This is a genomic window from Paracoccus maritimus (assembly GCF_025195095.1).
Taxonomy (GTDB): Bacteria; Pseudomonadota; Alphaproteobacteria; order Rhodobacterales; family Rhodobacteraceae; genus Paracoccus; species Paracoccus maritimus.
The window spans coordinates 58,285-82,435 of record NZ_JANAVZ010000008.1 but is presented as its reverse complement, the minus strand read 5'-3'; the positions used below and the strand labels follow the sequence as shown (position 1 = coordinate 82,435).

The window sequence follows — 24,151 nt, the reverse complement described above, 5'->3', positions numbered from 1 at the left end:
AATCGCAGACCTTGGCCGCATCCGCGCCGTCGCAGGTCGTTGTTCTGCTAGTCTGCCGTGGTACCGGCCTGCTTAGAGGTTGGTCTAACGATGAAAGGGTGCAATGCCTACGACATACACGGAGCAGTTTTGGCTGATCGACCCGGCAAATCCGCCTTCGGTCGGAAGCACTTTAAGTGTTTCATTTTTTGACATAGTTGACCAGAACGATAACGATCTGGTCTCAAGATTTGGCGACGACTCGATTGATGGTGTGGACATTGAACAGTCCTGGCCCGGTGATACGGTAACTGCAATTTTACCGGGCGGAGGAAGTGCGACAATAGTTGGAACCACCTTCTTTCTTGCTGATGGACGCGTCTTGTTTACGCCCACCGACGGCAGTGTTCTGCAGACGTCGTCATTCTCTGGCTCGACCTTCGTAAATAGTCAGGGTCCAACTTCCACGTCTTCGCTAGGGCCGCCGTGCTTTGTTGCTGGTACCAGTATCTTGTCATCCAATGGCTTGGTTGATGTGGAAAATTTAAGCGCAGGCGACCTTATCAAAAATTGCTCTGGTCAATTTGCTGAGCTACGGACGATCATTAGAAAATCATATTCAGCGCGGGAATTGTCTGAAAACCCCAAGCTTAGGCCCGTCCGGATCGTGGCTGCAGCATTGGGACAGGGTCTGCCAAAGCGTGATTTGCTTGTGTCTCGCCAGCATAGAATGCTGGTGTCGTCGAGTACGACCGAACGAATTTTCGGAACAACCGACGTACTGGTATCAGCGATCAAGTTGACCGAATTTCCGGGCATCTACGTGGACGAGAGCGTAACAGAGGTTGAATATTTTCACCTTCTCTTTGACCAGCACCAAGTGATCTTTGCGGAGGGCGCGCCGACCGAAAGCTTGTACACAGGACCTGAAGCCCTGGCCTCCATTTCACAGGAGGCCCGTGATGAAATAAACCTGATCTTCCCCGATATCGCCAACTTGGATTACAAGCCGAAACCGGCACGAGAGCTTCCCTGTGGCAAGATGCAAAAAAAGCTTGTCGCGCGTCATTTGAAAAACAAGAAACCGCTTCTGGAAACACGGCATTATGCAAACGATTAGAGATGATTGGTGCCGATTTAGATCAATACTGCAATTGCAGAAAACCAGCGTTGTAACCGCATAGATAAATTCTAGTTTCCTTCACGTCGCGCCCGCCATTGCCACAGTCGGGCTATTGCCCAGGCCGCCTGCTGCGCGGCGCTGCGGTCGTGAAAGGGGCGCAAGCGGTGAACAGGCTGTACACGCGCGCGCTGCGTGCGACGTCAGATCCGCGAACGCATGGTTTGCAGGGTTGATCGCAGACACAAGCAGCCCTGCAGGGATTCGGTCGCAGTGGGGCCGGCCCACGGTGGTTCCCGCTGGCAGACGCAACGCCGGCCAGCCCTTAGCTGCCCGTGCAGGCCCGCTTAGCCCCTGCCGTGCGGGGCGGTCCAGTCCTCGTCGGGGCCGATGGGGATGATGCGGTGCGGGTTCACCGTGTCGTGGCTGTAGTAGTAGTGGCGCACGAAATGGTCGGGGCGGACGGTGGGCGCGACGCCGGGCCATTGATACAGTTCACGCGCCCAGCCCCACAGGTTCGGATAGTCGACGACGCGGCGGCGGTTGCATTTGAAATGCGTGTGATAGACCGGATCGAAGCGGGCGATGGTGGTGAACAGGCGCCAGTCGGCCTCGGTGATGCGCTGGCCGGTCAGATAGCGGGTCCGGGCCAGCAGCCCCTCGATCCAGTCGAGGCTGTCGAACAGCGGCGTGACCGCCCTGTCATAGGCGGCCTGCGAGGTCGCGAAGCCGGCCTTGTAGACGCCGTTGTTCACGGTGTCGTAGATGCGAGCGTTCACCTGTTCGATCTGGTCGCGCAGATGTTCCGGCCAGTAATCGTCGTCGTTGCCGGTGATCCCGTCGAAGGCGGAATTGAACATGCGGATGATGTCGGCGCTTTCGTTCGACACGATCGTGTCGCGTTCACGGTCCCACAGAACCGGCACGGTGACGCGACCGGACGCCTTGGGGTTCGCGCGCAGATAGATGTCGCGCATGTAGGCGCTGTCGAACAGAAGGTCGCCGGTCGCGCCGGGAAAGTCCTGGCGGAATTCCCAGCCCTCGGACAGCATGTCGGGATGGACCGCCGAGACCTGGATATGGTCGGTCAGATCCTTCAGCGCGCGGAAGATCAGCGCCCGATGCGCCCACGGGCAGGCGTAGGAGACATAGAGGTGATAACGCCCGGTTTCGGCCTTGAACCCGCCGTCGCCGGTCGGGCCGGGCGTGCCGTCGGCCGTCACCCAACTGCGGTATTTCGCGCTGTCGCGAACGAATTCGCCGTCATGCGCGTCGGTGTCGTACCATTCGTCCTTCCAGACGCCGTCAACCAGCTGGCCCATCGTCATGTCCTCCGTTTCGCAACACAACGGTCGGGGATGCGCTGCGGTTTCGTCTAACCGATGGCCTGATCGCGGGTTTCGGCCCTGACCAGCAGCAGCGCCGCCGCCGCCAGCAGCAGCAGGACCGCGAAGACCCCGATGGCCACCCCGAAGCCGCGCGCGAAGACGACGGCCAGCAGGCTGGGCGCCAGGATCCCGCCAAGCCGGGCCATCGCGCTGGCCGTGCCCATGCCGGTGCCACGCAGATGAGTCGGGTAAAGTTCGGGGGTAAAGGCATACAGCGCGCCCCAGGTGCCCAGCAACGCAAAGCTCATCAGGATCAGGGCGGTGGCGACCATCGCGGTGCCCGAGGCCATGGTGAACAGCGCGCAGCCCGCCGCGCTGAGGATCAGGAACCCCATCAACGTCGCGCGGCGGCCCACCGCCTCGACCCCCCAGGCCGCCAGCGCGTAGCCGGGGATCTGCGCCAGCGCCAGGATGACCAGGAATCCGTAGCCGCGCACGAAGCCGAATCCGTCGGTCGCCAGTTGTCCCGGCACCCAGACGAAGACCCCGTAATAGGACAGCGAGACGAGGAACCAGACCGCCAGCACGCCGATGGTGCGGCTGCGCAGAAGCGGCGCGAAGATCGAGCTTTCCGCCCCTGCGGGCACCGGGGCGGGGACCAGTTCGGCGTCACGCGGCAGGGCCTGCGTCCCGTTGGCGGCCAGCACCCGGTCGATGACCGCGCGCGCCTGGTCCGCACGACCCTTGCGGACCAGATACATGGGCGATTCCGGCACCCAGATGCGCAGGAAGATCCCGATCAGCGCCGGGAACGCCGCAACGGCAAAGATCCAGCGCCACGGGGCCACTGCCCCGTTGGCGGCGGCGATCCACGCGGTCAGCGCGATGACGATGGTGCCGACGGCCCAGAACCCTTCCAGCCACACCAGCCAGCGGCCGCGATTCTTGGGCGGCAGGAATTCGGCCATCATCGCGTAATCGACCGGCAGCGTACCGCCCACCGCGGCGCCGGTCAGGAAGCGCAGGACCAGAAGCAGGGTGAAATCCTGCGCGAAGACCGAGGCAAGGCCGAACACCGCGTCCATGCCGACGGTCAGGATCAGCAGGTTGCGCCGGCCGATCCGGTCGGCCAGCCGCCCGAACCCCCAGGCGCCGACGAACATGCCAAGGAAGAACACCGTGCCGATCTGGAACGCCGTGACCCGGTCGATGCCGAAGGTCGCGGCGACCGATGGCGCGGCGAAGCCGACCGCGATCACCTGCATCGCGTCGGCCGCCCAGACCAGCCCGAATATTCCCAGAAGCCGCCACTGGAACCGCCCGGTTCCGCCACGCGCCAGTGCTTCGTCCACGGTCAGCCGCATCGCCTTGCCCCTTGCCGGTCGCCTTGCCTGTAAGACTGCGTAGCGCCCCCCATGCCGGAATACCAAGGATTTGTTGCGGCGCCGCGGCATCGGCTCGACACCCCGTGGCGGCAGGGCTAGGGTCGCGCGGCGAAAGGAGATCCGCATGTTCACACTGGCCACATGGAACATCAATTCGGTCCGCCTGCGCGAGGATCTGGTCGCCCGGCTTCTGCGCGACGAGGCCCCCGACATCCTGTGCCTGCAGGAATGCAAGTCGCCGGTCGAGAAGATCCCGATGGATCAGTTCCGGGCGCTTGGCTATGGCCATATCGTGGCGCGCGGGCAAAAGGGGTACAACGGCGTGGCGATCCTGTCGCGGCTGCCGATCACCGATGCGGGCGATCGCGACTATGCCCGGCTTGGCCATGCCCGGCATGTCGCGGCACGGCTGGAAAACGGCGTCACCATCCACAACATGTACATTCCCGCCGGCGGCGACGTGCCCGACCGCGAGGTGAACGAGAAGTTCGGCCAGAAGCTGGATTTCGTGTCCGAGATGCGCGACGTGTTCCATGCCGACCGGCCCGAACGCGCGATCATGGTCGGCGATTTCAACATCGCCCCGCGCGAGGACGATGTCTGGTCGCACAAGCAGCTTCTGAAGGTCGTCAGCCACACCCCCATCGAGGTCGAACATCTGCTGGCCGCGCAGGACGCGGGCAAATGGGTGGACATCACCCGCCAGGACATCCCCGAAGGCCAGCTTTATTCATGGTGGAGTTATCGCAACCGCGACTGGGACGCCTCGGATCGCGGGCGGCGTCTGGACCATATCTGGGCCAGCCCCGATATCGCCAATGCGGGTCACGGCAGCCGCGTGCTGCGCGATCTGCGCGGATGGGAAAAACCCAGCGACCACGTTCCGGTCTTTGCCAGCTTCGATCTGTAGGCCAGAACTCGCGCGGTGCGGACCGGAAACCGCAACCGCATCACGAGCCGTGACATCTGTCGGTCTTGAGGCCAGACTGAACCTGTAGCTATTCCAGATTTCAGATCATCGGGAAGGACAGGCGCGGTATGGACCCCAGAACCAAGATCCTTCGGCTGGCCTTTCAGGTATTGGCGGATACAAGCGACCGTCCGCTGAGATGGGTCGAACAACTTCTTGAGAATTGGGATTCGATCAACGAGCTTCATGACCGCTTAGACGACGACCTGTCGCGATCGCTGTTCCATTGGTATCTGGCCGGGCAGATATCGCGCGAGATGGGCAAGGCGGACAGGTTCAAACGTTTTCGGGCGTTTCGGGGTGTTCACAACGAACAGCGCTGGCAGGACTACAGATCCAGGGCGGATGCGCTGATGAAAGAGCCCGGCGGCACCGTGAGCGAGAGTCTGGATGAGGTCATCGAAACCAATGTCCTGAAAGGTTATGTGATCGAAGACGTGGTCCAGCCGCAAGCCGGCGATGTCGTGTTTGATATCGGCTCTTTCAACGGGAACAACGCGATACAGTTCGCCAAGCTGGTCGGCGATACCGGCCGCGTATATACGTTCGAACCAAGTCCCCGGCTGTTCCCGGTCGTCAGCCAGAACTGCGCCGCGTATCCGTCGATCACGGCGGTCAATCTGGGCGTCGCCGAACGCGAGAAGACGGTCGAATTCGCGCTGCAAGGGTCTAGAACACGTCCATCGGTCGGCAATGTCGAGGACCCGCAGGACAAGGCGGAATTGAAGCTGACCACGATTGACAGCTTCGTCAGGAAGGAAAAGATCCGGCAGGTCAATTTCATGAAATTCGATATCGAAGGGTCCGAGGTTGATGCCCTTCGTGGTGCCGTCAATACGTTGCGGAACCATCGCCCGACCTGCATGGTCGCAATCTATCACAGGCCAAGCGACATATTCCGGATTCCGGGGCTGATCGACAGTTACGGGCTTTGGTACAGTTTCAAGTTGCGGCATTATCACTGGCTGCCGCGCGAAATGGTCCTGTTCGCCATCCCGCGCCATCAGCGGGCCGGCATGTGATCTATCGGTTCGTCTGATGTCCGCGAGCTGGTCCGCAGCCATCATCCACCCTTTCGCTTGGGCGGCTGCCGCCCCATATTGCTGACGAACCGCACTGACTCTGGCCGAACGGCCCGAACTGAATGGGAACGACATGACGATACTTTTCGATGGCGCTCAGGACGCCCCCCAATCCCCGGACTTCATCAAGGACGTGACCGAAGCCAATTTCATGGCCGAGGTCGTCGAGGCGTCCATGCAGGTGCCGGTGATCGTCGATTTCTGGGCGCCCTGGTGTGGCCCCTGCAAGACGCTGGGACCGCAGCTTGAGGCCGAGGTGACGCGCCACAAGGGCCGCGTGAAGATGGCCAAGGTCAACGTGGACGAAAACCAGATGATCGCGGGCCAGTTGCGGGTTCAGTCGATCCCTACCGTCTATGCCTTTTATCAGGGCCAGCCCGTCGACGCCTTTCAGGGCGCGGTGCCGCAAAGCCAGTTGAAGCAGTTCGTGGACAAGCTGGCGGCGATGTCGGGTGACGATGACGGGCTGGGCGATGCGCTGGCCGCCGCCGAGGCGATGCTGGAAGAGGGCGCGCATGGTGACGCCATCGAGACCTTTACCGCGATCATCGGCGAAGAACCCGAAAGCCCCGAAGCGTGGGGCGGGCTGATCCGGGCGCATCTGGCGGCGGGCGACGCGGCGGCTGCCGCATCGACCCTGCAGCAGGTGCCGCAGAAGGCCGCAGGTTCGGCCCCGGTAGAGGCCGCGCGGGCGCAGTTGCAGCTGGCGCAGCAGGCGGAAAGCGCGGGTCCGCTGTCCGAGTTGCAGGCTAAGGTCGAGGCCGATCCCGACGACCAGCAGGCGCGGCTGGATTATGCCCAGGCCCTGCATGCGGCGGGGCACGTCGAAGAGGCAATCGATGTGCTGCTGGACAGTTTCCGCAGGGACCGCGACTGGAACGAGGGCGCGGCCAAGGCGCAGTTGCTGACCATCTTCGACAGCCTGAAGCCCACCGACCCGGTCGGCCAGAAGGGCCGCCGCCGGCTGTCGTCGATGATCTTCGCCTGATGCGGCCGCATTTCGATCTGCCCGGGCGGATCGCGCTTTTCCCGCTGGAGGGCGCGGTGCTGCTGCCGCGCACCCGCCTGCCGCTGCATGTCTTCGAGCCACGCTATCTGCAGATGCTGGAAGATGTCCTGAAGACCGAGCACCGGCTGATCGGGATCATCCAGCCCGAGGGCGACGGGCTGGCGGCGATCGGCACTGCGGGGCGGGTGATCGCCTTTTCCGAAGGCGACGATGGCCGGATGATGATTTCGCTGAAGGCGGTGTCGCGGTTTCGCCTGATCGCCACCGAGGAGGGTTTTGCCCCCTATATCCAGGGCAGCATCGACTGGGCGCCGTTCGGGCGCGACCTGACGGGATCGGAACGCGATCCCGGGCTGGACCGGGACGCGCTGTTCGCCTGTCTGCACCGCTACATGGAGGCGCATGACCTGTCCACGGACTGGGAGGCTGCGGCGCGGGCGGGCGACGAGACGCTGGTCAATTCGCTGTCGATGATGCTGCCGTTTTCGCCGGGCGACAAGCAGGCGCTGCTGGAAAGCCCGACCCTGTCGGACCGGCGCGAATTGTTGCAGGGACTGATCGAGTTCGCCCTGCATGGCGGCGATGACGAGGACCGATTGCAATGACCGAAACACCGAACGAGACCGGCGGCGGCGCGGGCTTTGACCGCCACATGATCGAGGCACTGGTGTGCCCGGTGACGCATGCGACCCTGCGCTATGACGCCGCGCGGCAGGAGCTGATCTCGGAGGCGGCGGGGCTGGCGTTTCCGATCCGCGCCGGAATTCCGATCATGCTGATCGACGAGGCCCGGCAGATCAAGGCCGATGACTGACCGCATCCCGCTGATCCGACGGCCGTCGTCTGCATCCGCGGCAAGATCGCAATTGCCGCGCTGGGTCACGGTGCTGATCGTGGTGTGCTGCCTGGTCGAGGCCGCGCTGCAACTCGCGATCCTTGCGGGCTATCCCTCTGCGCGGCAGGCCGTCTTCATGCTGGCCGGGTTCTGGTCGCCGCTGATCCATGACGGATACGGTTTGTATCCCGGACAGCCGCTGCTGATGTTCCTGACCTATGGGCTGCTGCATTCGGGGCCGATGCATCTGGCGATGAACATGATCTCGCTGGCCTTCGTCGCCCGAGAGCTGCACCGGCTGATCGGGCCGGGGATGATGGCGCTGATCTATCTGGCCAGCCAGATCGCTGCGGCGGCATTGTTCGCAGTGATGCAGCCCGCGGCGGGGCCGATGATCGGCGCGTCAGGCGCCGTGTTCGGTGTTGCAGGGGCGCTGATCGGCTATGCCGCGATCGTCGGTCATCGCAGGCGGCGGCCGATGGGCCAGATGTGGCGCAGTGTCGGGCTGATCCTGGCGCTGAACGTCGCGATCACGGTGCTGATGCCCTCGATCGCGTGGCAGGCCCATCTGGGCGGCGCGGCCATGGGTGCCGCCATCGGGATCGGGCTGGCGCTGGCCGCCGCACGTCGGGTCTGATCTCAGCCCTTCTTGTTGTCTGCGGAAGCCTTCGGGTCGTCATCATCCGGGGCAGGCCTGCCGGCCGGCACGGGTGCATCGTCCTGCGCAGGGCGATCTTCGCCGCCGCTGTCCGATGGCGTCTCCGTCGGTGCCGTGTCGGCCGCAGGCGCGTCGGTATCGCCAAGCGCGGACGCGGATGTGGCGGCGCCGTCGCCCGCCTTTTCCCCGGTCTTGGCGTCCTGACCGGCCATCTCATCCTCGGCGATCTCATCCTCGGGCGACTGGCCATCGGTGCCGACCAGGCGGCGCATCGCCGGGCGGAACGCATCGGCGCGGGTGGTAGACAGCGTTACCGCGTCGTCGCCTTGCGCCTGCGCCAGATGTTCGGCGATCAGGCGATGGCCAAGCCCGTAGCCGGTCCATTTCCGCAGATCGCCCTTTCCCAGAAACCAGCGCGCATGGTCGTGATTCAGCCGTGCCCATTCGTTCATCGCCTGCCGTGCGACGCCCGCAGCAGGGGTGACCGCATCCCAGGGATCGGGTTTGCCACCCAGCACCTGCAGGACGAAATGCCCCGCCAGCCCTTCGCTGACCAGCGCCTCGCCCAGGGATCGTCCATAGCCCGGACCATCCCAGCGAATCAGGTGATGCATCTCGTGGACCAGCGTCCGCAGCAGCAGAGCGGCGTCGAAGCGGTCGGGGTTCAGCGTCACCTCGATCAGGCCCGGAGCGGGGGCGTAACCGCCGACCCCCCAATCGGGGATACCGCCACCCGGTTGCGCCTTCACCACAAGATCGAAACGCGGCAGATCGGCGTGCTGGGACACGCGCGCCACCGCCTCGCGCGCGGTGGCCCTGATCTGTGGCAGCAGAAGGGTCAGGGCGTTGCGCGCGTTCAGAAGATGAATGTTCCAGACTGTCATGCGGACTGATCGGACCTTTCGCGATTGCATCCCTGCCTGCCGAATGCATGGTCGGCAAGCCTTGCATCGGCGTTATAACCCATGCCGCGCGCACGCTGAATGCGCGATCCGCAGATTCCGGCCATGTTCCGCCGATCGGACGGGTCCGTCCGTCCCGCGCATCCCGTGCCGGACATCGGATCAGCCGGCATCCTCGGGCGCGACGGCGACGGACTTGACGATCGCATGGCAGTTTCGCCCGGCCACAAGCTGCATCGCATCGATGGAACGCTGCGTGACCCGCGCCAGCAGCCGTCCGGCCGCCGTATCCAGCACGACCATCGCCCCCGGTCCTTCGCCGCGATGGATGCGCTGAACGATGCCGGGCACGATGTTCAGCGCCGAGATGCCATCGGGTCGCGACACCGCCAGCATCACGTCATGGGCTGCGATGCGCACGCGGATGGGCCTGCCGATCTCGCGTGCCAGCGCGGGCAGGAACAGCGCGACACCGCCCGCATCCAGCTGCGTCAGCCCGTCGGGGTGATGGGCCGCGACGGTGGCGGACAGAACCGCGCCGGCCTGACGGATCCCGGCGGGCAGGATCGCCGGGTCGCCCAGCACCTGGGCCGCCGATCCTTGTGCAACCACGCGCCCCGCATCCAGCGCGACGACCGTGGTGGCCAGACGCGCAACCTCGGACGCGGCGTGGCTGACATAGAGGATCGGGATGTTCACTTCGTCCCGCAGCCGTTCGAAATAGGGCAGGATCTCGGCCTTGCGGGCCGCGTCCAACGCCGCCAGAGGTTCATCCGCAAGGATCAGCCGCGGCGCCGACAGCAGCGCCCGCCCGATCGCCACCCGCTGTTTCTCGCCCCCCGACAGGCCGCCGGGGCGGCGATCCAGCAGATGTCCGATGCCCAGAAGATCGACGATCCGCCCGGTATCCTCGCGCGCGGCGCCCCGCGGCGCGAACCACGCACCATAGGCCAGGTTCTGGCGCACTGTCAGATGCGGGAACAGCCGACCCTCTTGAAAGATATAGCCGAGGCGGCGGCGATGAGGCCGCAGCCGGATGCCCTGCGCGGTATCCAGCATCACCCAGTCGCCCGCCGCGATCCGGCCGGAATCGGGCATCAGCAATCCGGCAACCGCGTTGATCAGCGTGGTCTTGCCCGACCCGGACCGACCGAACAGCACCGTGATGCCCGGCGGCGCGGTGAATTCCGCATCCAGCGCGAAGTCGCCCAGGCGATGGCGGACGGCGACCGACAGCATCACCTGCCCCCCACCCGCGCCGCGACCCGGCGGGCCAGGATTTCAGAGGCCAGCAATGCGCCCATCGCCACCACGACCGAGACCACGACCAGCTTCATTGCCGAATCCTCGCCCCCGGGCACCTGCAGGAAGGCATAGATCGCCGATGGGATGGTGCGGGTCTGGCCGGGAATGTTCGACACGAAGGTGATGGTTGCGCCGAATTCGCCCATCGCCTTGGCAAAGGCCAAGATTGCGCCCGCGATGATCCCCGGCAACGCGATCGGCAAGGTCACAGTGATGAAGACCCACAGCGGCGAGGCACCCAGCGTCGAGGCCGCCTGTTCCAGCCCCGGATCGGTCGCCTCGATCGACAGCCGGATCGCCCGGACCATCAGCGGAAAGGCCATGATTCCGGCCGCCAGCGCCGCACCGGTCCAGCGAAACGCCACGACGATGCCCATCTCGGCCAGAAGGCCGCCGACCGGCCCCTGCGTCCCCATCGTCAGCAGCAGCAGATAGCCGGTGACTACCGGTGGCAGGATCAGCGGCAGATGCACCGCCCCGTTAAGGATCTGCTTGCCCGGAAAGCGCCAGCGCGCCAGCGCATGCGCGACAAGGATACCCAAGGGCAGGCTGACCGCCGTCGCCAGCAGCGACACGCGCAGCGACAGCGCGACGGCCTGCCATTCCTCGGGTGCCAGAAAGCCCATGCTTGTTACCGCGCCATGACCACGAAACCCTGCTGTTCGAAAGCCTCGCGTGCCTCGGGTCCACGCAGATAGTCCAGGAATTCGGTCTCGGCCGGCAGGTCGCGCCCGGCGATGTCGGCCGCCGGATAGACGATGGGCGGGTGGCTGTCGGCGGGAAAGCTGCCGATCACGGACACGTCCTTTTCGGCCACCGCATCGGTGGCATAGACGATACCAAGCCCCGCCTCTCCGCTTGCCACAAGGCGCAGCGCGGCCCGCACGTTGTCGGCCTGAACCACGGCGGGCGCGACGCCGTCCCACAGGCCCAGACTTTCAAGCGACGCCTTGCCATAGATCCCCGCAGGCACCGCATCGACCAGCGCCATGGCCATCCTGCCATCGCCCACAAGACCGGCAAGATCCATGTCGGGGCCGATCGCGACCGGCTTGGCGTCCTTGCCATGCGCGACCAGCACCAGCGCGTTTGCCAACAGATCGAACCGCGTGCCGGGTTCAATCAGTCCGTCCTGTTCCAGCGCATCCATCCAGTCCGCATTGGCCGAGATGAAGATATCCGCGGGCGCGCCCTGCTGGATCTGGCGGGCCAGCACCGACGTCCCGGCCAGCGACACGACCAGATCATGCCCGGTCCTGGCTTCGAAATCCTGTTCGATCCGCGCCATGGCGTTGGTCATGCTGGCTGCGGCGAAGACGGTGATCTGCTCCGCCGCCGCGCTGGTCGGCAGCAAACCGGCGCAGATCGCGCCGGTGACGGTCAGGGTCGCCGACAGACCTGCGTGCGCGATATGTGGCAAGGGAAGCTCCTTCTCAGATATGTTTCCAAGAACATATCGCAGCCGGTTCACGCGCGGGCAAGCCTTATTTCCCGTCAGACATATCGGCCAGCATCGCCTTCAAGGCGGCGATGCGGTTCGACCCTGCGTCGGTCATGATCCGGTGCAGTGCACGGTAATGATCCAGAACCGCCTCGCCCGTGGCGGTCAACCTCGCGCCGCCGCCCTTGCTGCCGCCGCGCGTGGACTCGACCAGCGGGTCGCGAAACATCCGGTTCATTTCCTCGACCAGCAGCCAGGCGCGCTTGTAGCTCATCGACATGGACCGTCCGGCAGCAGAGATCGAGCCGGTCTCGCGGATGCGTTCCAGCAGATCGGCCTTGCCCGGCCCCAGATAACAGTCGGGGCCGAACAGGATTCGGAACCTGAGGCGGGGATCTTCCGTCGGGTCGGGCTGCGGCTGGGTCATGTCCGATCTATGCCAAAGCCGCGATCCGCGATGCAACCGATATCACGCCCGGTGACATGGCGGGCTTGCGGGCGCGGGACCGGCGTGGAATGTCTTTGCACGAAGCTGCAACAGGAGGCGCGATTGCCTTTCAGGACATTCTTCGCCGCGATCGGATATGTTGCGACGGCGGCCGCGCTGGTCGCCGCGGTGCTGGTCTTCACGATGTTTCGCGGTTTCTCTGATCGCGCGGGCGCGGTCTATTGGGACATGGCGCGCATTCTGGCCAGGACCGGCGACCCGGCCGAGGCGACGGTCTGGAAACGCCAGGTCGCATCCGGGCTGAGCTTTGCCGAGGTGGACCAGTCGATCCGGTCGCTGGCGGCGGACCGGAACCTGCGCGATGTCGGCCAGCTGCCGTTGGGGGAACAGGTCGCCGCGATGCAGGGCAAGGACTGGCGCAGCCTGCAGGTCTATCTGTTCTGCAACCCGCTGACGGCGGCGCGGATGGTCGAATATTCGCCCGCCTTCGCGGCCTATCTGCCCTGCCGGATCAGCCTGGTCGAGGACGGCGACGGGCAATTATGGCTGATCACGATGAACATGGACCTGATGCTGTATGGCGGCAGGCCCCTGCCCGACGAGTTGCGCGAAGAGGCCGAGGGGGTGCGGGCGGCGATGCTGGCGGTCATGGACGGCGCCGCCGAGGGCGCCTTCTAGCCAGGGGATCAGTTGCGTCCCGGTGCGCCCGGCAGAAGATGCCCCTGCCCAAGTTGGGTCAGCGCATCGGTCAGGCTGTTGCGTTCGGCCCGTTCATACAGATCGTCCGGGTCCGTGACCGTCGCGCCAAGCGCCTGTTCGAACGCATCGCGGTTGGCGGTCGCGTCATAGTTCGACTGGCCGTCCGTCCCCAGATTCGACTGAAAGATCCCGGCGGCGGATACCGGCAGGAAATCCTCGTAGGTCAGCGGATCGGCGGCCAGATGCCCTGACGCGATCAACTGATCGACGCTGTCCGAGGGCGGGACTGCACCGCATGTGGCGCGATAGCGGAACCGTGCCAGCCCGGCACGGCGCAGCCCGTCCGGATCGTCGGGGAAATCCGCGAAACGGGCATTCAGCGCCGCGACATAATCATCGGCGTCGCGACCATCCGCGCCGACCGACACATCCGCCCGCGTCCGCGCAAGACAGCGATCATAAAGATCGCGTCCGGCGGGGGTCAGAGCAGCACCGCGCTGCTCGATCTCGCCGAAGCGTGCGGTGTGCGAGCCGGGGACACCATCGAAGATCACCCGTTCCTCAAGCGCCTTGAAGGCGGTCTGGCGCAGCAGGATCGGGCAGTCGCGGCGCGGCGGCCCCTCGATCACGGCCTTCGCCGCGATGCCGTGCGCGGGCATCGCCGCCTGCACCGCGTCGATATCCAGCGTGCGCGGGGTCAGGTGATTGATATGCGGGCCACGAAAACACACCACATCCGCGATCAGGCGATGCGCGTCATGCAGGCGGGCATAGGTCTGCGCATCGACTGTCGCGCGCGCGTGCCAGCGAAATGTCTGCAGCGCCTCGGCCACGAAGATCGCGGCCTCGTCACGGGTCAGGCCGCCGTCGGTTTCGGCCTTGCGGATCATCCGCATCGCGCCGTCCGTGACGATCTGGCGACGCGACAGGATCTGCGCCGCCGTGTCGGCCAGATCACGGTCCGGCAGCAATTCCAGCCGGACCAGCGAGGTGAAGACGCGAAACGGGTTGCGCGACAGGGCAGCGGGGTCGATCGGCCGGAACGCGGTCGAATGCACCGGCAGTCCAGCGACCGACAGATCGTAATAGCCGACGGGGAACATGCCCATCACCGCGAACATGCGCCGGACGGCGGACAGTTCCCCGGCCGTGCCCAGACGGATCGCGCCGTGACGCTCGACCATCAGGCGGTCCAGTTCATCGGCGTCCTGCATCCGCGCCCGCAGCGCCGGATCGGCGCCCAGCACATCGTCATTCACCTTGGCCACCAGATCGATCAGCGTGCCGTATTGCGGAACCTCGGTGCGATACATGTCGGACATCGCCGACGAGAACAGCGTGCGGATTTCGTCACCGTGCAAATGGTCGGTCATCAGGATCTGCCTTGGAAACGTGACGGGGGAAGCGCATGGATCAGGGTCGCGCCGGCCTCGAACACGGCGCTGCGCAATGTGGTAAAACGCTCCGTGTGGTCCGATACGACCGGCAGCGGCAACGCCTCGGGGCGGTCGTCCAGCAGGGCTGCCGCGGCGGCAGTGCCGAACGCGGTGCCCGGTGCAATGCCGCGCCCGGAATAGCCGAAGATCGCCAGTCCGCGCGGCCCGAAGCACAGCACCTTGGGCACATGATCCGAGGTCATCGCGATGCGGCCCGACCATTGGTATTCGAACGCGATGCCGTCCAGTTCCGGGAACAGAACGCGCAGCTTGCGCCTTGCCCATGCGGCATGCGCGCGACCGCCCGGCCCCGCCACATCGCCCATGCCGCCCAGGATCAGGCGACCGGCACTGTCCGTGCGGATCGAGGTCATCACCAGCCCGGTGTCCCAGCATCCCTCGCCGCCCGGCAGGATCCGGGCGCGCAGATCATCGGGCAGCGGGGCGGTGGCAAACTGGCTGTAGTTCACGGTCGAAAAGGATGTTCTGGGCCGCGCAAGACCGGAGTGGTAGGCATTTGTGGCCACCAGCACGGCGCCCGCGCGCACGGTGCGCCCGTTGACGGTCAGGTGCCAGCCGTCACCCTGCCGGGCGATATCGCTGACCGCGCTGCCTTCGTGAAGCCGCGCCCCGGCCCGTTGCGCCGCATGGGCAAGTCCCGCGCAATAGGCCAACGGCTGCACCGTCCCCGCGCGCGGGTCCAGCAGCGCGCCGTGGAACGTCCCGGAGCCGACACGGCGGGCCGTGTCCTCCGCGTCCAGCAGCCGCAGCGGCGCCCCGATCCGGTTGCCCTGCGCAAAGCGGTCGCGCAGATCGGCAAGCCCGGATGCCGAATGCGCCAGATGCAGCGTGCCGCTGCGCGTGGCCTCGCAGGCGATGGATTCGCGTTCAATCAGGTCGAAGACCAGCTGTGGCGCCTGACCCAGCCGGTCGATCAGGCGCGTCCCGTCGGCCTCGCCCATCTGCAAAATGATCTGGTCCGGCGGCAGCCACAGCCCGGCATTGACCAGCCCGACATTGCGGCCCGACCCGCCGAACGCCACCCGAGACGCTTCGAACACGGCCACGGATGCCCCCCGGCGCGCCGCCTCCAGCGCGGCCGAGCAGCCGGTGAAACCCGCGCCGACGATGGCCAGATCCACGGCGACATCCCGATCCAGCGGCGCGGCAGGGATGCGTTTGCCCGCGCTGATGGACCACAGCGAGGTCGGCTCGGCCCTCAAGCCGGCCCCCTGCGCGGTGTGAAGTGGCGTGCTGTCATCATGCCCGATCTCGTTCCCGGAACATCCGGTGCCGCGCCAGACTAGGGCCTTTGTGCGGCAGACAAAAGCCGGTTGGCCGCGTCGTCGCTAGAAGGCGTTCCGTTCGTGATAGGTGCGCAGAAAGTCCGAGATGCGCGGATCGGACGGGTTGTGCAGGATCGCGTCAGGGCTGTCCACGGCGACCAGTTCGCCCGCCTCCATGAAGGCGACCTGATCGGCGACATGGGCGGCAAAGCCCATCTCGTGGGTGACGACGGCCATGGTCATGCCCTCGCCCGCCAGCGTCTTCATGACCTGCAGCACCTCACCCACCAGTTCCGGGTCCAGCGCGCTGGTCGGTTCGTCGAACAGCATCAGGCGCGGCTCCATCGCGATGGCGCGGGCGATGGCGACACGTTGCTGCTGTCCGCCCGACAGGCGTGCCGGGTGGTTCTGCATCTTGTCTTCCAGCCCCACCTTGCGCAGCGCCTCGGCGGCGCGGGTGGCGGCGTCTGCCTTGCCCAAACCGCGCACCCGGATCAGCCCTTCGGCGACGTTTTCCAGCGCGGTCATGTGCGGCCACAGGTTGAACTGCTGAAACACCATGCCGATCGAGCGCCGCATCTGACGCAGCTTGCGGGCGGACATCTTCCTGCCCGGCCCGTCATAGCCGATCAGTTGGTCGTCGATCCGGACCTCGCCCGCGTCGTATTCCTCGAGGAAATTGATGCAGCGCAGCAAGGTGGACTTGCCCGACCCGGACGGACCGATCAGGCAGGTCACCTTGCCGGGCGGGATCGTCAGGTCGATCTGCTTCAGCGCCTGAAACGGACCATAGAACTTGTCGAGATTGCGGATCTCGACCGCGGATGCCTGAACCATCTCAGACCCTTTCGATCAGATGTCGGGTGATGCGGGTTTCCAGCCTGCGCCCCGCGCGCGATATCGTTTCGACCAGCCCCCAGAAGAACAGCGCCAGCACCAGATTCGCTTCCAGATAGCGGAAGGTTTCCGTGGACATGCGCTGGACCTGATACATCAGTTCGGGGACCGTGATGATCGACAGGATCACCGTTTCCTTGGTCAGGATGATCGAGAAATTGACCAGCGCGGGCAACGCCGAGACCAGCCCCAGCGGCAGCAGGATACGCCGCACGATCGACGGTTCCGCCATGCCGATGGCGCGCGCAGCCTCGATCTGTCCGATGGGTACCGCGTTGAAGCCCGAGCGGAAGATTTCCGCGAAATAGGGGCTGCCATAGACGGTCAGGCCCAGAAGCCCGGCGGGCAGCGCGTCCAGCCGCAGCCCGATCAGCGGGCCGCCATAGTATAGGACGAACAGCTGCACCAGGAACGGCGTGCCGCGGATCACCTCGATATAGACCTGCAACAGCCAGCGCAGCGGGCGCGGGCCGTAACGCTGTGCCAGCGCGACCAGAAGACCCAGAAGCATGCCCAGCACGGTGCCCGCCAGCCAGCAGAAGATGGTGACGCCGAAACCGCGCAGCAGCATCGGGCCGTAGTCCTGAAAAACGCTCAGTTCCATCAGACGGCCATCCTGTGTTCGAGGTAGCGGCCCAGTCCGGCAAGGCAGAGATTGATCAGCAGATAGATGCAGGCTGCGGCCAGATAGACCTCGAGCGGGCGGAACGTCGTCGCCGCCTGCGCCTGGCTGGCGCGGGTGACTTCGAGGATGCCGACGACCGAGACCAGCGACGAGGCCTTGACCAGCAGGATCAGTTCGTTGACCAGCGCGGGCAGCGACATCACCACCGCCTGCGGCAGCACGATCCGCGTCCAGATGTCGCGCGGTGCCATGCCGATCGCGGCGGCGGCCTCGGACTGGCCGGGGGGAAGCGCGCCGATCGCGCCGCGCCAGATCTCGCTGATATAGGCGCTGGCGCAGATGCCGACGGTGATGACCGCTGCGGCGATGGCGGGCACATTGATGCCGATGACCGGCAGCAGATAATACATCAGCAGAAGCTGAACCAGCAGCGGAACCCCGCGCAGGAAGCTGACCCAAAGCGCGGCGAACCGGCGCAGCGCCCGCACCCGCGACAGCGCCGCGGCGCAGACCAGCGCGCCGATCACCAGCCCCAGCGCAATGCCAAGGCCCGATACCAGCAGCGTATAGCGCGCGGCCCAGAACAGCGGACCGAAGCTGTCAAAAAAGGTCTGGGTGGAAAACATCGCCGGCCTTTCGAAGGGGCGTGGGCGGGGTCAGACCCCGCCCGACGCCGGATCAGTTGGCGGGCACTTCGCGCGGCAGATCGGGCGCAGCGCCAAGCCATTTTTCCTGGATCTGGGTCATGCGGCCATCATCGTGCATCTTCAGGATGGCCTCGTTCACCGCCGCGACGAAGCTGGCCGAATTGTCGTCCTTGCGCATCGCCCAGGCGAAGTATTTCGGTTCACCAAAGGTGGCGGGTTCGGTCAGGGCGAAGGTCTCGCCGCGGTTCTTGACCAGATAGGCAAGGTTCGGAAACGAGCCCGCGACCGCATCCAGCCGGCCAGCCGCCAGATCGGCATAAGCCTCGTCGGTGGTGCCGTATTCCTTGATGGTGACGCCGCCCAGGCTTTCGCCATAGGCTTCAAGCTGCTTGAACTGCGCGGTGCCCTGCTGCACGCCGACGGTCTTGCCGGCAATGTCTTCGGGCTTGCTGACCGCGTCGCTGGCTGCCGCGCGCACCAGACCGACGGTCGCATCGGCAATCGGCAACCCGAACGCATAGCGTTCCTGGCGTTCCGGGGTGATCGTGACCGGTGCGATGATGATATCGAACTTGCCGACTTCCAGCCCCGGCAATTCCGCAGGCCACGGAATGTCCTGATAGACCGGCTCGACGCCCAGTTCCTTGCTGACCTCGTCGAACAGGTCCTTGGTCATGCCTTCGTAGGTGCCGTTGTTCAGCATGTCGAAGGGCGCATAGTGCATGTCGGTCGCGGTGACGACCTTGCCGGCGGCCTTCACGTCCTCGAGCAGGTCGGCCGAGGCGGGCGCCGCCACGGCCAGCGCCGCCATGCCGATCATTGCGGCCTTCAGCGATGTTGCAAGTTTCATGAGATTCTCCTTGTTGGGTGGCTTGTTATGATTTTCCGGCGTCAGAGGATACCGGGCAGGTTCAATTGATGCTCGCGCGCGCAGTCCAGCGCAATCTGGTATCCTGCGTCGGCGTGGCGCATCACGCCGGTGGCCGGATCGTTCCACAAAACGCGCGCGATGCGGGCATCGGCATCCTTGCTGCCATCGCAGCAAATGACCATGCCTGAATGCTGGGAAAAGCCCATGCCGACGCCCCCGCCGTGATGCAGGCTGACCCAGGTGGCACCCGATGCACAATTCAGCAGCGCATTCAGAAGAGGCCAGTCGCTGACCGCATCGCTGCCGTCGCGCATCGCCTCGGTCTCGCGGTTGGGGCTGGCGACGCTGCCACTGTCCAGATGGTCGCGGCCGATCACGATGGGCGCCTTCAATTCGCCGCTGCGGACCATCTCGTTGAACGCGAGGCCCAGCTTGTGGCGCAGGCCAAGCCCGACCCAGCAGATCCGCGCGGGCAGGCCCTGAAAGCTGATCCGTTCGCGGGCCATGTCCAGCCAATTGTGCAGATGCGGATCGTCGATCAGTTCCTTCACCTTGGCGTCGGTGCGATAAATATCCTCGGGGTCGCCCGACAGCGCGGCCCAGCGGAACGGGCCGATGCCGCGGCAAAACAGCGGCCGGATATAGGCGGGCACGAAGCCGGGGAAGGCGAAGGCGTTTTCCAGCCCCTCTTCCTTGGCGACCTGCCGGATGTTGTTGCCGTAATCCAGCGTCGGCACGCCGGCGTTCCAGAAATCGACCATCGCGGCGACATGGGTCTTCATGCTGGCGCGCGCGGCGGCTTCGACGGCCTTGGGATCGCTTTCCTGTCCGGCACGCCATTCCGCCACGCTCCAGCCCTGCGGCAGATAGCCGTGGATCGGGTCATGCGCGCTGGTCTGGTCGGTGACGATGTCCGGGTGCACGCCGCGCCGCACCAGTTCGGGATAGATCTCGGCCGCGTTGCCGATCAGCGCCACGGATTTCGCCTCGCCCGCCTTGGTCCAGCGATCGATCATCGCCAGTGCTTCGTCCAGATCATGTGTCTTTTCATCGACATAGCGCGTGCGCAGCCGGAAATCCGCCCGCGTCTCGTCGCATTCCACGGCAAGACAGCACGCCCCGGCCATGACCGCCGCCAGCGGCTGCGCGCCGCCCATGCCGCCCAGCCCGGCCGTCAGGATCCAGCGCCCCGTCAGATCGCCGTCATAGTGCTGCCGCCCGGCCTCGACGAAGGTTTCATAGGTGCCCTGCACGATGCCCTGGCTGCCGATATAGATCCACGATCCGGCGGTCATCTGGCCATACATGGCCAGACCCTTGCGATCCAGTTCGTTGAAATGGTCCCAGTTGGCCCAGTGGGGCACCAGGTTCGAATTGGCGATCAGCACGCGCGGCGCATCCTTGTGGGTCTGGAACACGCCCACCGGCTTGCCCGACTGCACCAGCAGGGTCTGATCTTCTTCCAGCGCGCGCAGGCTGTCCACGATCAGGTCGAAATCGCGCCAGGTCCGGGCAGCGCGACCGATCCCGCCATAGACGACCAGTTCATGCGGGTTTTCGGCCACGTCGGGATGCAGGTTGTTCATCAGCATCCGCAAGGGCGCCTCGGTCAGCCAGCTTTTGGCGGTGATCTGCGTTCCCGTGGCGGGATAGATGTCGCGGGTATTGTGGCGGGGATTGTTCATCGGGTCATGCCTTCAGATCGGCGGCCAAAGCCGCAAGTTGGTGCAGGATATCGGCCAGGGTGGCGCGCAGCGGCGCGGCCTTTTCGGGATCGTAGTCGAAGGGCGGCGATTCCTGCGTCAGATGCGTGGCCTGCGCCAGCTCCATCTGGATGGCGTGAACGCCGTTGCGCGGGTCGCCGTAGTGCCGTGTCGTCCAGCCGCCCTTGAAGCGACCGTTCAGAACCCAGGTCCGTCCGGTCGCCTTTACGATGTCCGAGACCACGTTCTGGATGCGCGGATCGCATGTCGCGCCCAGATTGGTGCCGATGTTGAAATCCGGCAGCGTGCCGTCGAACAGGAACGGGATATGGCTGCGGATCGAATGGCAGTCATACAGGATCGCGACGCCATGCCGCGTGCGGATCCGGTCGATCTGCGCCGACAAGGCGGCGTGATAGGGCGCGTGATACCGCACCCTGCGGTCGGCGATGTCGTCTTCGGTCGGCGGTTCGGTCCAGATCGGTCGACCGTCGAAATCGGTCAGCGGCACCAGCCCGGTGGTGTTCTGGCCGGGATAGAGGCTTGCGTCGTCGGGGCCGCGATTGGCGTCGATGACATAGCGGTGAAAGGTTGCCCGCACCGTTGTCGCGCCGGGCAGCAGCCCGTCATAAAGGCGATGGATATGCCAGTCGGTATCGGCCAGCAGCTGCCCGCGCGCATTCAGGCGCGCGACGATTTCGGCAGGAAGGAACGTGCCGGTATGCGGCAGGCCCAGGATCACCGGGCTGTCGCCTTCGCAGATCTCGACCGGGGTCATGGATGCACCTCGGCCAGCAGATCGCCCGGCACGGCGCCGGTCAGGGCATCCTCGCGCACCAGACGCGCCGCCTCGGCCAGATCGGGGGCAAGATAGCGGTCCTGATCCAGCGCGGGGACATGCGCGCGCAGCCGGGCGATGACCGCGCGCAACGGTGCCGATGTCGTCAGCGGTGCGCGGAATTCGACCCCGGCGGCGGCGCAGATCGCCTCGATCCCCAGGATTTGCGACAGGTTCGCGTTCATCCTCAGCAGCCGGCGCGCACCGTGGGCGGCCATGCTGACATGGTCTTCCTGATTGGCGCTGGTCGGCGTGGAATCGGTGCTGCAGGGATTGGCCAGATGCTTGTTCTCGCTCATCAGCGCGGCGCTGGTTACCTCGGCGATCATCAGCCCGCTGTTCAGACCGGGGTCGGGCGTCAGGAAGGGCGGCAGGTCATGGCTGAGGGTGGGATCGACCATCAGCGCGATACGGCGCTGCGCGATCGCGCCCATTTCGGCGATGGCCAGCGCGATCTGGTCGGCCGCGAAGGCCACCGGCTCGGCGTGGAAATTGCCGCCCGACACGATATGATCGGTCTGCACCAGCACCAGCGGATTGTCGGTGGCGGCGTTCGCCTCAATCTGCAGCGTGCGGGCGGCCTGCCACAGCAGGTCGATGCAGGCGCCAGTGACCTGCGGCTGACAGCGGATGCAATAGGGATCCTGCACGCGGGCATCACCTTCGCGGTGGCTTTCCCGGATCTCGCTGCCCGCCATCAGGTCGCGGATCGCGCGCGCCGCGACGATCTGGCCGCGATGGCCACGCAGCTGGTGGATCTCGTCGAGGAACGGCGCGGTCGAGCCCATGATCGCGTCGGTGGACAGTGCGGATGTGACCAGCGCCGCACGGGCGGCGGCAAATGCCCGGAACAGGCCGACCAGCGCGAAGGCGGTCGAGACCTGGGTACCGTTGATCAGCGCCAGCCCCTCTTTGGCGGCAAGGGTCACCGGTGACAACCCGGCCTTGGCCAGCGCCTCGGCACCCGACATCTCGGACCCGTCAAGAACCGCCCTGCCCTCGCCGATCATCACCGCCGCCATATGGGCCAGCGGCGCCAGATCGCCCGAGGCGCCGACCGAACCCTGCGACGGGATCACCGGCAGCACACCGCGCGCCAGCATGTCCTGCAGCAGCGCGATGATGTCAGGGCGAACGCCGGACGCGCCGCGTCCCAGCGACAGAAGTTTCAGCACCATGATCAGCCGCACGGTCTGCGCCTCGACCGGCTCGCCCACGCCGCAGCAATGCGACAGGATCAGGTTGCGCTGCAGCGTCGCGGTATCCTCGGCCGCGATCCGGACCGAGGCCAGCTTCCCGAAGCCGGTATTGACGCCATAGACCGGAGCCGCGCCGTTCGCGGCCGCATGGATGCGCGCCGCGGATTCGGCGATGCCCCGATGCGCGCCGTCGGCCAGCCGCACGGAACCGGGCTGCCGCCAGACCTGTTCCAGCTGCGACAGCGTGGCCTGGTTCGGAACAAGGATGAGATCAGACAAATTCGCCTCCGACGATACGGGCATGAAGCGGGTTGAAGCCGATGCGATAGGACAGCTCGGCCAGGTGATCGATGTTCCAAACCGCCAGATCTGCGCGCTGTCCGGGCGTGATCAAGCCGCGATCCGCCAGACCCAGGGCCCGGGCCGCGTGGACGGTGACCCCCGCAAGGCATTCAGACGGCGTCATGCGGAACAGTGTCGCCCCCATGTTCATCGTCAGAAGCAGTGAGGTCAGCGGCGACGTGCCGGGATTGCAATCGGTGGCCAGTGCCATCGGAACCCCCGCATCGCGCAGCGCCTGCACCGGCGGAAGCTGCGATTCCCGCAAGGTGTAGAAGGCGCCCGGCAACATCACCGCGACGGTGCCCGCCCGCGCCATCGCGGCAATTCCGTCCGCATCCAGATATTCCAGATGATCGGCGGACAGCGCCCCGTGGCGCGCAGCCATCGCCGCGCCGCCCAGATCGGACAGCTGTTCGGCATGCAGCTTGACTGGCAGGCCCAGGCCGGCCGCGTGATCGAAGACCTGCGCCATCTCGGCGGGGGTGAAGGCAATGCCTTCGCAGAACCCGTCCACCGCGTCGATCAGATCTTCGGCATGGCCGCGATCCATGCCCGCGATCACGACGTCGCGCAGATACCCCGCCCGGTCGTCGGCATATTCCGGCGGCAAGGCGTGGGCTGCCAGCCAGGTCGTCCGCACGCTGACGGCACGGCGCGATTCGATCAGCCGGGCCACGCGCAGCATCTTCAGTTCGGTGTCGATATCCAGCCCATAGCCGGACTTGACCTCGATCGTGGTCACGCCCTCGGCCAGCAGCGCATCCACCCGCCGCAGCGCGGATGCCAGCAGATCAGCCTCGTCGGTGTCGCGCGTAGCGCGCACGGTGGACAGAATGCCGCCGCCCGCTTTCGCGATTTGCTGATAGCTGGCGCCTTCCAACCGCATCTCGAATTCGCGTGCGCGATCCCCGCCGAAGACGACATGGGTGTGGCAGTCGATCAGCCCCGGCGTGACCGCACGCCCGCCCAGATCGTGCCGCGCGGCCCGCAGATACGCGGCGGGGATCGCCGATTCCTCGCCAACCCACGCGATCCGCCCCCCGTCGATCGCGATGACTTGGGGCGAAGACAGGCCATACTGGCCTGATTTTCCATCGATCCCGGCGATTCTTGCGTTGCTGAGAAGCTGCATCGGTCACCCGCTTT

At 65.6% G+C, this 24,151-nt stretch carries 25 protein-coding genes; 8 read left to right on the top strand and 17 right to left on the bottom strand.

Features of this window, described 5'->3' with window-relative positions:
- The first annotated feature begins 103 nt into the window (after positions 1 to 103).
- On the top strand, positions 104 to 1,099 hold the full coding sequence (locus MU516_RS14290) for a Hint domain-containing protein (protein ID WP_260277949.1): 996 nt from the start codon (positions 104 to 106) through the stop codon (positions 1,097 to 1,099).
- Between the two features lie 347 nt (positions 1,100 to 1,446).
- On the opposite strand, the gene MU516_RS14285 is transcribed toward MU516_RS14290, so the two are convergent.
- Together MU516_RS14285 and MU516_RS14280 are read right to left on the bottom strand one after the other, a co-directional pair.
- The gene (locus MU516_RS14285) at positions 1,447 to 2,421 is read right to left on the bottom strand and encodes a glutathione S-transferase family protein (RefSeq protein WP_260277948.1); all 975 of its coding nucleotides are present in this window, start codon (positions 2,419 to 2,421) and stop codon (positions 1,447 to 1,449) included.
- A gap of 53 nt (positions 2,422 to 2,474) precedes the next feature.
- Positions 2,475 to 3,791 (bottom strand): MFS transporter, encoded by a 1,317-nt coding sequence (locus MU516_RS14280; protein WP_260277947.1) that lies wholly within the window; start codon positions 3,789 to 3,791, stop codon positions 2,475 to 2,477.
- A 145-nt stretch (positions 3,792 to 3,936) separates the two neighbouring features.
- Here MU516_RS14280 and MU516_RS14275 point away from each other — a divergent pair, with 145 nt between their 5' ends.
- The 6 genes from MU516_RS14275 (at position 3,937) to MU516_RS14250 (ending at position 8,345) form a co-directional block, all read left to right on the top strand.
- On the top strand, positions 3,937 to 4,722 hold the full coding sequence (locus tag MU516_RS14275; protein ID WP_260277946.1) for an exodeoxyribonuclease III: 786 nt from the start codon (positions 3,937 to 3,939) through the stop codon (positions 4,720 to 4,722).
- A gap of 128 nt (positions 4,723 to 4,850) precedes the next feature.
- Complete coding sequence (locus MU516_RS14270) at positions 4,851 to 5,804, top strand: FkbM family methyltransferase (protein ID WP_260277945.1); 954 nt, start codon at positions 4,851 to 4,853, stop codon at positions 5,802 to 5,804.
- Between the two features lie 133 nt (positions 5,805 to 5,937).
- Positions 5,938 to 6,852, top strand: a complete 915-nt coding sequence (gene trxA / locus MU516_RS14265) for a thioredoxin (RefSeq protein WP_260277943.1) — start codon at positions 5,938 to 5,940, stop codon at positions 6,850 to 6,852.
- Positions 6,852 to 7,478 carry an LON peptidase substrate-binding domain-containing protein gene (locus MU516_RS14260; RefSeq protein WP_260277942.1) on the top strand — a complete coding sequence of 209 codons (627 nt, stop codon included), beginning with the start codon at positions 6,852 to 6,854 and terminating at the stop codon, positions 7,476 to 7,478. The genes trxA and MU516_RS14260 overlap by 1 nt, the downstream gene beginning before the upstream one ends.
- Positions 7,475 to 7,687, top strand: a complete 213-nt coding sequence (locus MU516_RS14255) for a Trm112 family protein (RefSeq protein WP_260277940.1) — start codon at positions 7,475 to 7,477, stop codon at positions 7,685 to 7,687. Before MU516_RS14260 ends, MU516_RS14255 begins: the two co-directional genes overlap by 4 nt.
- On the top strand, positions 7,680 to 8,345 hold the full coding sequence (locus MU516_RS14250; protein ID WP_260277939.1) for a rhomboid family intramembrane serine protease: 666 nt from the start codon (positions 7,680 to 7,682) through the stop codon (positions 8,343 to 8,345). The genes MU516_RS14255 and MU516_RS14250 overlap by 8 nt, the downstream gene beginning before the upstream one ends.
- A gap of 2 nt (positions 8,346 to 8,347) precedes the next feature.
- Here the strand turns inward: MU516_RS14250 and MU516_RS14245 are convergent, their stop codons facing one another.
- The 5 genes from MU516_RS14245 to MU516_RS14225 all read right to left on the bottom strand — a co-directional run bounded on the left by MU516_RS14245 (position 8,348) and on the right by MU516_RS14225 (position 12,441).
- Positions 8,348 to 9,250: a DUF2268 domain-containing putative Zn-dependent protease gene (locus MU516_RS14245; protein ID WP_260277938.1), complete on the bottom strand. Its 903-nt coding sequence runs from the start codon at positions 9,248 to 9,250 to the stop codon at positions 8,348 to 8,350.
- 180 nt (positions 9,251 to 9,430) lie between these two features.
- A complete protein-coding gene (gene modC / locus MU516_RS14240; RefSeq protein WP_260277937.1) occupies positions 9,431 to 10,507 on the bottom strand; it encodes a molybdenum ABC transporter ATP-binding protein in 1,077 nt (358 codons plus the stop codon).
- Positions 10,507 to 11,199: a molybdate ABC transporter permease subunit gene (modB, locus tag MU516_RS14235; RefSeq protein WP_260277935.1), complete on the bottom strand. Its 693-nt coding sequence runs from the start codon at positions 11,197 to 11,199 to the stop codon at positions 10,507 to 10,509. The genes modC and modB overlap by 1 nt, the downstream gene beginning before the upstream one ends.
- Positions 11,200 to 11,204: 5 nt before the next feature.
- Complete coding sequence (modA, locus tag MU516_RS14230; protein ID WP_425606864.1) at positions 11,205 to 11,984, bottom strand: molybdate ABC transporter substrate-binding protein; 780 nt, start codon at positions 11,982 to 11,984, stop codon at positions 11,205 to 11,207.
- Between the two features lie 73 nt (positions 11,985 to 12,057).
- Positions 12,058 to 12,441, bottom strand: coding sequence for a winged helix-turn-helix domain-containing protein (locus tag MU516_RS14225; RefSeq protein ID WP_260277934.1), 384 nt, complete (start codon positions 12,439 to 12,441; stop codon positions 12,058 to 12,060).
- A gap of 123 nt (positions 12,442 to 12,564) precedes the next feature.
- Here MU516_RS14225 and MU516_RS14220 point away from each other — a divergent pair, with 123 nt between their 5' ends.
- Positions 12,565 to 13,140 carry a DUF302 domain-containing protein gene (locus tag MU516_RS14220; protein WP_260277933.1) on the top strand — a complete coding sequence of 192 codons (576 nt, stop codon included), beginning with the start codon at positions 12,565 to 12,567 and terminating at the stop codon, positions 13,138 to 13,140.
- A gap of 8 nt (positions 13,141 to 13,148) precedes the next feature.
- On the opposite strand, the gene hglS is transcribed toward MU516_RS14220, so the two are convergent.
- From hglS to hutI, 10 genes are all read right to left on the bottom strand, one after another.
- Entirely contained in the window at positions 13,149 to 14,534 is a 1,386-nt protein-coding gene (hglS, locus tag MU516_RS14215; protein ID WP_260277932.1) for a 2-oxoadipate dioxygenase/decarboxylase HglS, read from the bottom strand.
- Complete coding sequence (locus MU516_RS14210) at positions 14,534 to 15,820, bottom strand: NAD(P)/FAD-dependent oxidoreductase (protein WP_260277931.1); 1,287 nt, start codon at positions 15,818 to 15,820, stop codon at positions 14,534 to 14,536. The genes hglS and MU516_RS14210 overlap by 1 nt, the downstream gene beginning before the upstream one ends.
- Before the next feature lie 126 nt (positions 15,821 to 15,946).
- A complete protein-coding gene (locus MU516_RS14205; RefSeq protein ID WP_260277930.1) occupies positions 15,947 to 16,720 on the bottom strand; it encodes an amino acid ABC transporter ATP-binding protein in 774 nt (257 codons plus the stop codon).
- Between the two features lies 1 nt (position 16,721).
- Positions 16,722 to 17,384, bottom strand: a complete 663-nt coding sequence (locus tag MU516_RS14200; protein ID WP_209057069.1) for an amino acid ABC transporter permease — start codon at positions 17,382 to 17,384, stop codon at positions 16,722 to 16,724.
- The gene (locus tag MU516_RS14195) at positions 17,384 to 18,031 is read right to left on the bottom strand and encodes an amino acid ABC transporter permease (RefSeq protein ID WP_260277929.1); all 648 of its coding nucleotides are present in this window, start codon (positions 18,029 to 18,031) and stop codon (positions 17,384 to 17,386) included. The genes MU516_RS14200 and MU516_RS14195 overlap by 1 nt, the downstream gene beginning before the upstream one ends.
- A 52-nt stretch (positions 18,032 to 18,083) precedes the next feature.
- Positions 18,084 to 18,902: a transporter substrate-binding domain-containing protein gene (locus MU516_RS14190; protein WP_260277928.1), complete on the bottom strand. Its 819-nt coding sequence runs from the start codon at positions 18,900 to 18,902 to the stop codon at positions 18,084 to 18,086.
- A 41-nt stretch (positions 18,903 to 18,943) separates the two neighbouring features.
- Positions 18,944 to 20,608: a urocanate hydratase gene (gene hutU / locus MU516_RS14185; protein ID WP_260277927.1), complete on the bottom strand. Its 1,665-nt coding sequence runs from the start codon at positions 20,606 to 20,608 to the stop codon at positions 18,944 to 18,946.
- Positions 20,609 to 20,612: 4 nt separating this feature from the next.
- On the bottom strand, positions 20,613 to 21,404 hold the full coding sequence (gene hutG, locus MU516_RS14180; RefSeq protein ID WP_260277926.1) for an N-formylglutamate deformylase: 792 nt from the start codon (positions 21,402 to 21,404) through the stop codon (positions 20,613 to 20,615).
- The gene (hutH, locus tag MU516_RS14175; RefSeq protein WP_260277925.1) at positions 21,401 to 22,966 is read right to left on the bottom strand and encodes a histidine ammonia-lyase; all 1,566 of its coding nucleotides are present in this window, start codon (positions 22,964 to 22,966) and stop codon (positions 21,401 to 21,403) included. Before hutH ends, hutG begins: the two co-directional genes overlap by 4 nt.
- Complete coding sequence (hutI, locus tag MU516_RS14170; protein ID WP_260277924.1) at positions 22,935 to 24,137, bottom strand: imidazolonepropionase; 1,203 nt, start codon at positions 24,135 to 24,137, stop codon at positions 22,935 to 22,937. The genes hutH and hutI overlap by 32 nt, the downstream gene beginning before the upstream one ends.
- Positions 24,138 to 24,151: the final 14 nt, after the last annotated feature.